Origin of the sequence: Sphingobacterium sp. E70 (assembly GCF_019285695.1) — a bacterium.
Classification (GTDB): Bacteria; Bacteroidota; Bacteroidia; order Sphingobacteriales; family Sphingobacteriaceae; genus Sphingobacterium; species Sphingobacterium detergens.
This window is the reverse complement of the sequence record NZ_CP079104.1, coordinates 4,854,394-4,866,630: the sequence shown is the minus strand read 5'-3', so window position 1 is coordinate 4,866,630 and position 12,237 is coordinate 4,854,394. Positions and strand designations below refer to the sequence as shown.

Here is a 12,237-nt window from a genome sequence, read left to right as displayed (position 1 = left end):
ATGATCCCCAATGAACAGGTCAATGACTGGATGGGAAAGTACCCTTCCTGGCGGAATTTCATTATATCGAGTTATGCCAGCCGGATGAATGAAATGCTCCAGGCTGTAGATAATCTTGCATTCTCCAATATGGAAGAACGTATCCTCAATTACCTAAAAGCTAAAGTAAATCTTACCAACGACCGGATTCTAACCCTCACCCATCAAGATATTGCATCCGATCTGAACACTTCCCGTGTTGTCGTCTCTCGGATCTTAAAAAAATTGGAAAATGAAGATAAGATTGTACTGCTCAGGAATGAGATCAGAGTATTGATTTAACAGCAGAAATAAATTCATATCAAACGGATATGGAGCTTATACTATCGAATTTAAATACCTCCTATTGTTGTCCTAGCTTTACGCCCTATAGATCCAAAAACATTTGTACCTTTATTGTGAGCTGAATGTTCGATTCACATGACACAATTTAATATGAAAACAGAAAACATAGGATTTATAGGATTAGGAAATATGGGGAATCCCATGGCAAAAAACCTTGAAAAAGCAGGATTTCCGCTTGCCGTTTACAACAGAAACATCGCCAGAACAACAGACTTTGCAGCACAATCAACTGTTTATAGTGAAGTCACAGATCTGATCGGGTCCAGTGATGTGGTTTTCACCATGCTGACAAACGATACCGCCGTCGAGGAGGTTTACGGTAAAATTCTTGAACAGCCTATCAGCGGAAAATTATTTGTGGATATGAGTACCATCGCTCAAGATGTGAGTATCAATCTTGCCAATAAGCTAAAAGCGAAAGGTGCCGCATTTCTGGATGCTCCGGTCGCTGGAAGTACCAAACCTGCTGCCGAAGGTACATTGATCATTATGGTCGGCGGAGAACAGACCGACCTTGAACGTGCCAGACCTTACCTTGAGAAGATGGGAAAATCCATTAAACATCTTGGTGAAAGTGGCAAAGGTATTGCCGCCAAACTAGCCATAAATTATTTTCTATCAATCATCTATCAAGGTTTGGCCGAAACCATCTTATTCTCTGATCAATTAGGGATTGAACGTAGTGAAATGCTAGAGATTATCAACGATAGTGCCAGTGGTAGCGGAGCAACAAAAGTAAAAACACCTTTGCTCGTTGAAGGAAATTATACCGCAGCATTTGCGCTGGATCTGATGTTAAAAGATATCCGGTTGGCACAACAGGCGGGAGCCTCCTATCCCCTTCTTGGCACCTTGCTCGACACCTATCAAAAGGCGCATGACAGCGGTTTGGGACAATTGGATGTGATCGGAATTATTGAATCAATAAAACCTTCCTGAGCCTAAATTTGTTTATCAAGCACACGAAGGATTTTCACCGGAAACAGCGGTATTATCTTTAATCACACAGGCCATCTGACGGCTAAAAAAATTAAGAACAGATGAAAACAGCTTTGACATTTTTTCTATTAACTATGGTTACCATGGGTATGAAAGCACAGGAGTTAAAACAAGTATCCTACAAAGACGGAACACAGCAACTGAACGGACTTATCACGTCCAACGCCAACAAAAAGGGCCTGCGGTCCTTATTTTACCCGCATGGAAAGGCATAGATAACGAGGCGAAACAAGCCGCATTGCAACTTGAAAAAGAAGGTTATATTGCTTTCATTGCCGATATCTATGGTGAAGGAAATATCCCCGCCGACAATACAGCGGCTTCGAAAATCGCCAGCCATTATAAAGCAGACTACAAGGCCTATCAGCAGCGCATTGCGGCTGCTCTGAAACAATTGAAGGAAGCTGGAGCTGATTCCGAAAAAATTGCAGTAATCGGTTACTGTTTTGGCGGAACCGGAGCACTGGAAACAGCACGCGCTGGTTTTCCTGTGGCAGGAGTGGTCAGTATTCATGGTGGACTCTCCAAATCAGCCGACAGACCTAATGCAGCGATCAATGTGAAAGTATTGGTTGAACATCCCGCCGCTGACAAAAGTGTATCAAAAGAAGATTATGATGGGTTAGTCAAGGAACTTAATGAAGGAAAAGCGGACTGGCAGATCATTACCTATGCCAATTCTGGCCATACCTTTACCAATCCGGAATCACCTGAATATAATCCTGTCATGGCCAAACGTGCTTGGGAGCATACTTTACTATTCCTAAAAGAAGTACTAAACTAAAGCATATAAAGCCAAAGCTTCCCTATTCAAATGAACTGTCATTCCAGATCAATAGCGCCCCATCCCATTATTTTCCAGTTATTGGTACTCTTGTTTTGTACGACTGTGGCACGATCCCAAACGATAAAATCAATGGAAATCGGGGCACCTACCCAAGCGATCTTGTTCGTTACCAATGAATCCGATAAATCAACGGATTTCGCGATGCGTCTCCATGATCAAAAGGCAAATGAAATTATTAGACAGGTTCCCTATAGTACCACCAAACTCCTGGTCTCAAAAACAGATGCCCAAAAATTTACTTTTGTTGTCAACAAGCGTAAGTGGACAGTGGATGTACCGACCCTCAAACAACGAAATGCCATGATCCTGTTTGATGGCCAGAGCAGACCAAAAGTGATCTATGACAGTCAAAGCTATCTACAGGCCGCAAAGCCAATAATGACAAATAATAAGCAGACAAGTACAGCTCAAAAAGCGCTTAAATACGATGCGAAACTATTCTTCGATTCCATAGCAGCTATTCCGTTTAAACCATCCAGGCAATATGCTGAGGCCGTCATTTCCCGCCCCAGTCTTCCGATCTACTCCACGCAGAAAAAGGCAAATATGACGGAACTTATATTTCGCAGACTTTTACAGGGGAGAACCTCGAAAAACCCAGCGGCATTATAACAACCGTTTATCAGCGAGGCAAAGAACTCTCGGCAAACAATTTGGCTAATGGGGTCAACTATTACACCAAATATTTTTACAACAAATGGGGATTAATCGATTCGATACAACAGCTTCAAAACAGCAAATGGTCCTCTAGTACAATTTATCAATACTTACCGCATGCTATTCTCATTACCGATCCTGAGCGGCGAACCGTCTCCATCCAGCATTTAAATGATCAATATCAATTGATCCGGGAGGAGTCCATTCATTTCGTTTACCAACGGATGCATTGGGTCGACCACCGTTACAATGAAAATGGGCAGCTTATTGAGGAAGTTTCAGGGCTAAATGACGCTATCGAAAAACGTACACTGTATTATTATGATACCCAAAAAGCAGACAATTTCTCTTCGTGGCAGGTATTTGACCCAACAGGGAAGCTCACTGCCGAATCCAAAATAGCTGTGCAAGACAACGAAAGCACCTATCTGTTTTATCGTGATGGTACATTGGAATTGAAAATAGTCTCAAAGGACCTGGGCGACCACCAATACGAGAGCACTGTATTTGACAAACAGGATAAAATTACCTCTAAAACAATACAAAAAAGGAAAGTTCCTCCAATTCTCAATAATTCAAACGCGCAAACTGAAATAGAAGCAAGCAATAAACCATCATTTGTCATTAGTGAAAAAACGGAAATTAATAAGTCAACGCCACCCTTTACTGTATTTTCTCGCTGTCTGGGCAAGAAGGACACAAAGAAAAGCCATTTGGTTACTGGATAATAAAAAGTACACAAAAACCAAGTCTACAACAGCGCTGCAGTACCGCATCAAAAACACCAGTCTGTTTTATTAAAGAAGCTGGGAGAAAACAATATGCAGCTGCAGATCAATAAAGTGACCAATCTAAAGATTGCAGCAAAGCAGATCAATGGTGTACTGATCCAGCCCGGTGAAACCTTTTCATTCTGTAGACTGGTCGGCCAGCCCACACAGAAGAAAGGCTATCTTCCGGGGATGGAATTATCTTTTGGCGAAGCACGGGCAGGTATAGGCGGTGGAATCTGCCAGATTTCCAACCTGATCCATTGGCTTGTTATCCATAGCCCGCTGACAGTCACAGAGCGTTATCACCATTCTTTTGATCCGTTTCCCGATGATGGGCGTGTATTACCTTTCGGAAGTGGTGCAACGGTATTTTACAACTATCGTGACTATCAGTTTACCAACAATACCCCTATACGTTTCAGATTAATCTCTGGTTTACCGAAAAATGTCTTGAAGGTGAACTGAGGATCGATCAGGAGCTCGATTTTGCCTATCACGTCATTGAAAAGGAGCATCAATTCCTTAAAATAGGAGATCAATTCTATCGAAAAAATGAAATCTGGCGGGAAAAATTCCTAAAATTTCAGGGTGGAAAGGTTGTTGATACGGAACTCCTGACGAAAAATTTTGCCCGCGTCACTTATACCCCTCCTGACTACACGGAATTGCCAGCTGAAGACAATATAAATTCTTAACAAGCAGCTTAGCTGCACGAGATCATTTTGACATCATCCTCTACTCGTTGTCGGTTCAATCTATTTCCCATCTAATACTGAAAATGTCTGTCAAATCGCTCGCTGTCATTTTTACCATTCACGGACCGAATAAAACAGGGGTTATAAAAAGTCCTTTTTTTTGTCTAAATTTGATATGGCTTTGGGGTATTCTGTATAGAATTGAGATAGTCCCTTCGAACCTGATTCGGTTTATACCGGCGTAGGGAAAAGCAACCGCTTACGTATATTACAATATACCGGACAGCCCATCTGTCTCATTTCTTCCTGACAAAGCCACGTACAAACATAGCGAACAAAAAGGAATGGAAGATTTAATTATCGATCTGTTAGCACAGGTCAGACGACAAAAACCACTTGTACATAATATTACGAATTTGGTAGTGATGAATAGCACCGCCAATGCACTCCTTGCTCTTGGAGCTTCCCCAGTCATGGTTCACAGTCCATCCGAAGTACGCGAGGTTGTTGATCTTGCCCAGTCGTTGGTACTTAACATCGGCACATTGAGTGAACTTACTGCCGAGTCCATGCTTGTAGCAGCAGAACACGCCAATAACATTGGCCGCCCTTGGGTATTGGATCCTGTGGGTGCGGGAATATCCGCTTTTCGCAATGACTTATTGGCAAATCTCCTGGAATTAAAGCCCACTGTGATACGGGGAAATGCATCAGAGATCATGAGCCTTTACAATTTCAACCAGGTCAATACCAAAGGAGTAGACAGCACCGCAGACAGCAAAGCTGCTATCGGCTTTGGTAAAGCATTACAAGAACAATTGGGATCTATCATCTGCATCTCCGGAAAGGTAGACTATATCCTGTCCGAACAGCATACCGCAGAGGTACACAATGGGCACCCCTGATGCCCCAGGTTACCGGACTTGGCTGTAGCGCAACTGCACTCATCGGTGCATTTTTAGCAGTCACAGACCATCCTTTTGAAGCAGCGACCGCCGGTGTCTCCCTTTGAGCTTAGCAGGTGAACTGGCAACAACGCGATCCTCTGGTCCGGGTTCCTTACAGATGAACCTCTATGATGAGCTCTATCTGCTGAATGAAGAGCGTATCCGGATGCATCTCAACTTGAAGCATTATGGCAATTAATCCCCTATTTCCTTACCCCTTGTATCTGGTTATCTCCGAACAGGACTGCTACCCACAATCTTGGCTCCACGTTGCCGAAGAAGCCATAATCGGCGGTGTGGATATTATTCAGTTACGCGAAAAGAACGAAACGCCGACAGGGTTTCTGGAAAAAGCCAAGAAGCTAAAACAGCTTACCGATCGCTACGGAATCCCATTGGTCATCAATGATGCCGTGGATATTGCGATTGAAATCGAGGCCTGGGGGTGCATGTCGGACAAAATGATCGTCAACCTATAGCAATAAGGGAAAAATACGGACATCGTCTTCAAATTGGCTGGTCGCTTGAAGATCGGACACAACTTGACAGCAAACAGATGGCCGCTGTAGACCACCTTGGTGTCAGCCCAATCTTTCCAACAAAAACAAAACAGACACCATTACAACCTGGGGAATCAGTGGATTGGCTGAGTTACGTAATCTAACTGAAAAGCCCTTGATCGCCATCGGAGGTATGAACCTGGATACCAGTGCAAGTGCCTGGCTGTCTGGCGCAGATTCCATTGCAGTCGTATCAGCAATTTGCCAAAGTAAAAATCCAAGAGAGCGTAGCGCTCAATTAAAGGAATTATTAACATGAACATAACGAAAAAATATACAGTGCCCACTGTACTGAGCATTGCGGGGTTTGATGGCAGTGGCGGAGCCGGTATCCAAGCTGATACGAAAACTATATCAGCCCTTGGATGTTATGCCATGAACGTCTTAACGGCATTACCAGTGCAAAACACGCAAGGAGTGCGGAATATTTACGAGATACCGACCCAAGCTGTGCGTGAGCAACTTGATGCGATCTTCGAAGATATTTATCCCGATGCGATCAAAATTGGGATGGTTCACACGATTGAACTTGTCGAACTGATCAGCAGCTATTTGAAAGATTACCGTGGAACAATCGTATTTGATCCGGTGATGGTATCAACAAGTGGTCACAAGTTAATTCATGATGACACAATACAGGCATGTATGGACTTGCTTTTTCCACAAGCGACGATTATCACTCCCAACCTGGATGAAGTCAGTGTACTTGTTGGAAGAACCATAGCTAAGGTCCAAGAAATGGAAAAAGCAGGCATTGAACTTCTTGAAAAAGGATGTCAGTCAGTCCTTATTAAAGGTGGACACCTCCAGACAAGCGAGCTTACCTCTCTCCTCTTTCAGCAAAACGCATCACCGTTGGTATTTAAATCAGAAAAAATTGACAGCAAAAATACACATGGATCCGGCTGTTCTCTTTCTTCAGCAATAGCGAGCCAGTTAGCGCAGCAATTCCCCCTTGCTGAGGCTGTCGCTACCGCTTTAGATTATGTCCACGAGGCAATTAAGGCAAGCAAAGACCTCGTTATTGGCAAAGGAAATGGGCCACTTAATCATTTCCACAACCCTTCTAAACTTATTTTTCATGAAATGGAGCGATAAAGCCTGGGATGCTATAAGACCAATTTATGCTGATATCTTAGCCATGCCTTTTATTTCCGAGCTGAGCAATGGCAGTCTACCGCTGGAAAAATTTCAATTCTATATGCGCCAGGATGCTTTCTATCTGGAGGAATTTGGACGTGTTTTAGCTTTTATCGGTGCAAAGAGTGCCGATAATCAACAAGCCCTGGATTATTTTGAATTTGGGCGCAATGCACTTATCGTCGAAAAAGCGCTGCATGAAAACTATTTTAAAGAATTTGGCCTGGATCCGGAAGACGACAACAAGATAGAACCCGTTTGCCACCATTACGTGCATTTTTTAAAAAGTGTGGTCGCCTTTGAGCCTATTGAAGTCGCTATGGCTGCGACTTTGCCCTGCTTTTGGATTTATAAAGAAGTTGGCGACCACATCGTTTCGATCGCCAGTGGCGACCAAAACCCCTATTCCAAATGGATCGATACCTATAGTGGTGAGGACTTCGCCGAGGGTGTGAACAAAGCCAAAAATTACGTCGATCAAATTTCTGAACAAACTACTGCAACAAATCGGGAGAAAATGCGACAAGTATTTATAACAGCTTCCCGATTGGAATATCATTTCTGGCAGGCAGCTTACGAAAAGAGAATGTGGTAACAAAAAACAACAGTTAAATTGTTCGATAGCGAACACCAGTTGTTCAAAAATGGGCAATAGGAGAAAACGTCTAAAAGTAAAAAAGATGTTTATCAGCGATTTACATGGTTTTTAAATTTTGGCACCACTATTATAGATGTAAGGAAGGAAATGAGGCTGTTTTTCGAAATTAAAATAAAAATTATAATAGCATAGAATTAAAAACTACTAATAGACAAAACCATGAAAAGAATTTTAACCATCGCCTTTATTTCATTTTTATACGTGGCTCAGGCCCAAGAACGTGAAACCCGTAAAATTTCTGCTCCGGATGGCATTTCTGCAGCGACATCGCTACGTGTAGATTACGTTCAATCCAATCGCAATGAAGTTGTTGTTGAAGCTGACAATGCGGAGCATCTGTCGCTGATAGAGACAAATGTTAAAAATGGCATATTACATGTGCAATATAAACGGAATTCACAGATCAGAAATGCAAGAAACAACCGTGTAACGGTATATTCGAGTAAAATTCCGACAAGTTTTTCGGCTTCTTCCAGTGGATCAATCTACAGCAACGAAACCATCAAGGCAAACAAAATATCTGTCAATGTTTCTTCATCGGCCAGAATTACACTTAAAAATTAATTGCTGATGATATTTCACTTTCAACAAGTTCCTCGAGTAGGTTAACGGCTGATGTAAGTGCAAAAAATCTAACGGTAAATTCAACAAGTTCGTCAAGACAGGAAATTGCAGGAAGTGCGACGAATCTGGATTTAAATACCAACTCCTCCGCATCAGTTGACATGGCCGCTTTTACAACAACCAATGCGGAGGTCAATGCCAGCACATCGGCTGGTGTTACCTTAAGTGTTAAGGATAATCTGCACGGTAAAGTTTCTACCTCGGCAAAGATATCCTTAAAAAATCAGCCACGAAATGTCCAAGTTGACAAATCGACAAGTGGCCGAGTCGTTATGTAATTTTAGTTTAGGTCTTTAAAAAAGACTGTTTATTTATGTTTAATGTTTAGTTAGCTAAAGGTGGCGCCCTCCCCAGTGCCACCTTTTTTTGCCTGTTCGGCCTATCCTCATCGGTCAGAAACTGGATTAGTTTATTTCCAAACAGCCTGTTAACAGGAGCCAATTCACCGGATATCATCTGATATTTTCGTATCTTGTGCTAAGAAACACAAGCACACATAACACACAATCCAATGGATAATTTTTTAGCAAGTAGCCTCAAGCAATTTCATGAATTCAAATCTTTGGGAGACAAGACTTTCGATCAATTGAGTGATGAGCAATTGTTCTGGCAATTCAACCCTTCCAGCAACAGTATTGCCCTCATTGTGAAACACCTCCATGGGAACATGCTTTCGCGTTGGACAGACTTTCTACATTCGGATGGTGAAAAAGAGGGAAGAGACCGCGATATGGAATTCGAAAATACCGAAATGAGCAGAGCACAACTGATCGCACAGTGGAACGAAGGTTGGGATTGTTTATTTCAAGCACTTGAATCTTTAAATGAGCAAGACCTGACCAAAACAATCTTTATCCGCGGAGAAGGACATACCGTATTGGCGGCGATCCACCGCCAACTTGCCCACTACCCCTATCACGTAGGGCAGATCGTTTACATCGGAAAAATGTGCCAGGATGAGCAATGGACATCACTATCCATTCCAAAAGGAAAATCTGCAGATTTTAACCAAGAAAAATTTGGTCAAAGCAAAAAGTATAAATTGTAACTATTGGTTGTAGCTGTCCAATTGTTGATTGGGCAGTCATTTCGCCTAAATTTTTAAATTGCAATCGTATACTACAAATCCGTTTAAAACGTTACATGGAAGGAACTGTTTTAAGTGTTCTTTAGCAAAGAATTGATTATATTTGTGTGATCTACCGTTACTAATTCCTTTACGATTCAATCCCATGGGAATTAGCTTGTTTAGGGTTGCAAAACAAATAGCAAGTACAGGGAGCTCAATGATCTACTTGAGCGTAGACAGGTAATTTATAATTATTTACAGATGAAAAATTCGATTAAGATCATCAACAATTACGAGTATAAAAAGTTATTCTTACCTGATGTTTCTGAGCATAATCTATTTAACGAAAGTAAAATCCAGGTTTATCGAATCGAAAATTATCTTCGAAGCATTTTAATGCCCGTCATTCCCTATCGTACTACCTTTAATTTTCTAATTTTCGTAACGAAAGGTTCCCTGACTCAACACCTGGAATCGGCCTCCTATACACTGACTGAACATCAAGTCATCAATATCAAGCAAGGTAATATCACCGCAACGTTAGCGATCTCCGATGATGTTGAAGGTTTTTTTGTGGTTTACGAAAATGAGATTGTCACTGATATCGAACTTGGGATCAATGACATCAAATTTTTCAATTCCCATCCCTTCACGACATTAAAGCCGCACGTTGCCCATTGGATTCAGCAGCTGCTGATTCTTTTGGAGGAAGAACTTTTTACTGAAGGCCGCGTGATGGAGGTATGTATCTCGATGATGCAGTGCATCTTATTGAAGGTTATAAAATCGGATATCGAAACCAAGGCACCGATGAGCAGGCAACTGGATATTGCATTTCGCTTTCGGGAATATGTCCAAAAGTTTCATATTGACCATAAAAATGTATTGTTTTACGCCAACCTATTGCATATCTCCGAAAACTACCTGAACAAATGTGTGAAGGAGGCCACCAATAAGCCACCCAAGCAATGGATTACTGAAATCAGCATCTTGCATAGTCAGATCCTCTTGCAGGACGCCACGAGAGATATTGCGGGGATAGCTTTCGAACTGAAGTTCCAATCGCCCTCCTATTTCACCAGGCTATTTAAAAAAATCACCGGGTATTCACCCAGTGATTATCGAAAACATAAGTTTATGGCAGACTAATGTTTATGGTAAGGCAGGTTCCAAATGAGGTCAACCGCCAGATAATGCACACCAAAATCCACTTGATCATAGCCTTTGATCAGATCATTCATGTAGCCTACATCCAATCGTAAAGGCGTCTTTGGGATATCTGTCATATAGTAAAAACCCAAACGTGTTTCCTTGTAACCAAAGCTCGACCAAGCATCCGGTTCGTTCAGTTTACTGATTGCAAAAGACCTTCGGCACTCAGCGCCAGTTCCTGCTTATTTTTATCGGATATTTTAAAATTCAACTGCGATTTCAGTCGGGTTCTAAACTGAAAATTCTCTTCTGCCTTGTGAAAGTCTGCAGTAAAAATTTCCGGAACTCCTGTCGTAGTGTATTTTTCCATTTCCAGCGTTCAGACAGTTTAAAAGTATAGGCATAACGTCCATACAATCGGAATTCCTGTTCAACTCCTTCATTGTGGTAGGGTGCTTTTTCATCATATACATTTTGACGCCTGTAGCTCAGCGCATAGCTATATTGCTGATTTGGTGCAAATTTGTGATAGACCTCATGATTCAACACCCAGATAGCCTGCTTATGAAAAGGATTGAGTCGTCGGGTGTACTTTTGGTTCCCAGGCCGATATAGGTCAGTGCTTCCTTTGTTCCGGCACTGTCCAACTTGCGTCGCAGGCCCAACACCGACCAGGAGGCCGTTTTGGCTTTACCAAGCCCTGGTGGACTTACCTGCCCATATACTGTATTTATATGAATTCCCAATAAGAGCATTATTGGGAATAGATTTATTAAACGAAATTTCAACATCAGATAAAATTTTAGTAAAAAAGACTAAGATGTCTCCGCTGTCGCAGAAAATTTAGCCACCAACCAATTGTCCAGTCGTTTGATAGGCTCCATTGCCCACATCGCGACCACAAAAGGAAACGTTAGCGTCGTCCAACCATTGTGGATCAGGAAATGGTCAAAATAGGTTGCTATAATAACCGCAATGAGTACATAAATACCATCTCTGACGCGTTGCCCGCTCAAAGCAATCCCGCATAACACTGCGTTGAAGCTAAAGATCCCGTTATTCGTCATATCGGTTGATTCATGCCCATGATGCGATATATAAACGCTAATGATTACAGCTGCAGAAGCATATAACGCCGCGATTGGCTTACTGATAAAAACACCAATGAAAAAGATCAGACCCGCAACTAAGCTACCCTGAAAAATAACCTGACCAAAGGCATGTCCCTCAATAAGGAAATCGTCCATTTCCTGAATATCCACAAAGTGCTCTGGAACGGTCCGTAAAGCCAATTCTGGAATACTCAATACATATAGCGCAATCCAGGTGATCATGATAAATGGAAACGTAAATACAGGAATATTTTTCTTCAGTGCAAAGCCCATTAAAATCGTAGTCAATGCAGAACCGATGATCAAGGCAGCCCATACCCAGATATTAGCCTGAAAATAAAAGACCAACGCAATCCCATATAATGTGGCATTAAATCCAAAGAGCCCATCATTAATATGGTCTTCGTCAAACTTCATCAATTTCGCTGTTATTACCCCGACAAGATTCGCCAGTATCCCAGCAAATCCCATGAGTGCGGAATCATAAATAATAGCCCCAATAAACAGGACTCCGGTCCAGATGTTACCCTGTAACATAATCTGTCCAAATCCCTTAAAAACAGCTTTAACAAAAGCCAGGATGTTATTTTTCATTAGAATAATTTGTTATTTAAAAATTG

General features: G+C 41.9%; 20 protein-coding genes, 1 pseudogene and 1 riboswitch. Of the genes and pseudogenes, 16 read left to right on the top strand and 5 right to left on the bottom strand.

All coding sequences use genetic code 11. From position 1 onward, the window contains the following. The 13 genes and pseudogenes from KUH03_RS34800 to KUH03_RS34725 all read left to right on the top strand — a co-directional run bounded on the left by KUH03_RS34800 (position 1) and on the right by KUH03_RS34725 (position 8,224). A complete protein-coding gene (locus KUH03_RS34800; RefSeq protein WP_257089069.1) occupies positions 1-321 on the top strand; it encodes a Crp/Fnr family transcriptional regulator in 321 nt (106 codons plus the stop codon). 153 nt (positions 322-474) lie between these two features. Then, positions 475-1,323 carry an NAD(P)-dependent oxidoreductase gene (locus KUH03_RS34795; protein WP_257089067.1) on the top strand — a complete coding sequence of 283 codons (849 nt, stop codon included), beginning with the start codon at positions 475-477 and terminating at the stop codon, positions 1,321-1,323. Between the two features lie 101 nt (positions 1,324-1,424). After that, a complete protein-coding gene (locus tag KUH03_RS34790) occupies positions 1,425-1,598 on the top strand; it encodes a hypothetical protein (protein WP_257089065.1) in 174 nt (57 codons plus the stop codon). Next, complete coding sequence (locus KUH03_RS34785; protein WP_306429850.1) at positions 1,574-2,167, top strand: dienelactone hydrolase family protein; 594 nt, start codon at positions 1,574-1,576, stop codon at positions 2,165-2,167. Before KUH03_RS34790 ends, KUH03_RS34785 begins: the two co-directional genes overlap by 25 nt. Positions 2,168-2,299: 132 nt before the next feature. Continuing rightward, positions 2,300-2,842 (top strand): hypothetical protein, encoded by a 543-nt coding sequence (locus KUH03_RS34780; RefSeq protein ID WP_257089063.1) that lies wholly within the window; start codon positions 2,300-2,302, stop codon positions 2,840-2,842. Between the two features lie 41 nt (positions 2,843-2,883). Further along, positions 2,884-3,615, top strand: a complete 732-nt coding sequence (locus KUH03_RS34775; protein WP_257089061.1) for a hypothetical protein — start codon at positions 2,884-2,886, stop codon at positions 3,613-3,615. 93 nt (positions 3,616-3,708) lie between these two features. Next, positions 3,709-4,125, top strand: a complete 417-nt coding sequence (locus KUH03_RS34770; RefSeq protein WP_257089059.1) for a VanW family protein — start codon at positions 3,709-3,711, stop codon at positions 4,123-4,125. Between the two features lie 403 nt (positions 4,126-4,528). Beyond that, positions 4,529-4,620: riboswitch (TPP riboswitch) on the top strand. 79 nt (positions 4,621-4,699) lie between these two features. Then, positions 4,700-5,260, top strand: coding sequence for a hydroxyethylthiazole kinase (gene thiM / locus KUH03_RS34765; protein ID WP_257089057.1), 561 nt, complete (start codon positions 4,700-4,702; stop codon positions 5,258-5,260). Positions 5,261-5,363: 103 nt separating this feature from the next. Beyond that, positions 5,364-5,501, top strand: coding sequence for a hypothetical protein (locus KUH03_RS34755; RefSeq protein WP_257089053.1), 138 nt, complete (start codon positions 5,364-5,366; stop codon positions 5,499-5,501). Beyond that, positions 5,491-6,121: pseudogene (gene thiE, locus KUH03_RS49660) on the top strand (thiamine phosphate synthase). The gene KUH03_RS34755 and the pseudogene thiE overlap by 11 nt, the downstream one beginning before the upstream one ends. After that, the gene (gene thiD, locus KUH03_RS34735; protein ID WP_257089045.1) at positions 6,118-6,960 is read left to right on the top strand and encodes a bifunctional hydroxymethylpyrimidine kinase/phosphomethylpyrimidine kinase; all 843 of its coding nucleotides are present in this window, start codon (positions 6,118-6,120) and stop codon (positions 6,958-6,960) included. The pseudogene thiE and the gene thiD overlap by 4 nt, the downstream one beginning before the upstream one ends. Then, positions 6,944-7,597: a thiaminase II gene (tenA, locus tag KUH03_RS34730; protein ID WP_257089043.1), complete on the top strand. Its 654-nt coding sequence runs from the start codon at positions 6,944-6,946 to the stop codon at positions 7,595-7,597. The genes thiD and tenA overlap by 17 nt, the downstream gene beginning before the upstream one ends. A gap of 222 nt (positions 7,598-7,819) precedes the next feature. Then, positions 7,820-8,224 carry a DUF2807 domain-containing protein gene (locus tag KUH03_RS34725; RefSeq protein ID WP_257089041.1) on the top strand — a complete coding sequence of 135 codons (405 nt, stop codon included), beginning with the start codon at positions 7,820-7,822 and terminating at the stop codon, positions 8,222-8,224. Here KUH03_RS34725 and KUH03_RS34720 read toward each other — a convergent pair. Then, positions 8,214-8,429 (bottom strand): hypothetical protein, encoded by a 216-nt coding sequence (locus KUH03_RS34720; RefSeq protein ID WP_257089039.1) that lies wholly within the window; start codon positions 8,427-8,429, stop codon positions 8,214-8,216. The genes KUH03_RS34725 and KUH03_RS34720 overlap by 11 nt on opposite strands. Here KUH03_RS34720 and KUH03_RS49655 point away from each other — a divergent pair. The 3 genes from KUH03_RS49655 (at position 8,329) to KUH03_RS34710 (ending at position 10,502) form a co-directional block, all read left to right on the top strand. Beyond that, the gene (locus KUH03_RS49655; RefSeq protein WP_373564880.1) at positions 8,329-8,562 is read left to right on the top strand and encodes a GIN domain-containing protein; all 234 of its coding nucleotides are present in this window, start codon (positions 8,329-8,331) and stop codon (positions 8,560-8,562) included. The genes KUH03_RS34720 and KUH03_RS49655 overlap by 101 nt on opposite strands. A gap of 233 nt (positions 8,563-8,795) precedes the next feature. Then, positions 8,796-9,332, top strand: coding sequence for a DUF1572 domain-containing protein (locus KUH03_RS34715; RefSeq protein ID WP_257089037.1), 537 nt, complete (start codon positions 8,796-8,798; stop codon positions 9,330-9,332). Positions 9,333-9,614: 282 nt separating this feature from the next. After that, the gene (locus KUH03_RS34710; protein ID WP_257089035.1) at positions 9,615-10,502 is read left to right on the top strand and encodes an AraC family transcriptional regulator; all 888 of its coding nucleotides are present in this window, start codon (positions 9,615-9,617) and stop codon (positions 10,500-10,502) included. Here the strand turns inward: KUH03_RS34710 and KUH03_RS34705 are convergent. The 4 genes from KUH03_RS34705 to KUH03_RS34690 form a co-directional block, all read right to left on the bottom strand. Next, a complete protein-coding gene (locus tag KUH03_RS34705) occupies positions 10,499-10,654 on the bottom strand; it encodes a hypothetical protein (RefSeq protein ID WP_257089033.1) in 156 nt (51 codons plus the stop codon). The genes KUH03_RS34710 and KUH03_RS34705 overlap by 4 nt on opposite strands. A gap of 130 nt (positions 10,655-10,784) precedes the next feature. Then, positions 10,785-11,054, bottom strand: a complete 270-nt coding sequence (locus KUH03_RS34700) for a hypothetical protein (protein WP_257089031.1) — start codon at positions 11,052-11,054, stop codon at positions 10,785-10,787. Next, positions 11,048-11,296 carry a hypothetical protein gene (locus KUH03_RS34695; protein ID WP_257089029.1) on the bottom strand — a complete coding sequence of 83 codons (249 nt, stop codon included), beginning with the start codon at positions 11,294-11,296 and terminating at the stop codon, positions 11,048-11,050. The genes KUH03_RS34700 and KUH03_RS34695 overlap by 7 nt, the downstream gene beginning before the upstream one ends. 24 nt (positions 11,297-11,320) lie before the next feature. Continuing rightward, positions 11,321-12,211 carry an urea transporter gene (locus KUH03_RS34690; protein WP_257089027.1) on the bottom strand — a complete coding sequence of 297 codons (891 nt, stop codon included), beginning with the start codon at positions 12,209-12,211 and terminating at the stop codon, positions 11,321-11,323. Between the last annotated feature and the right edge of the window lie 26 nt (positions 12,212-12,237).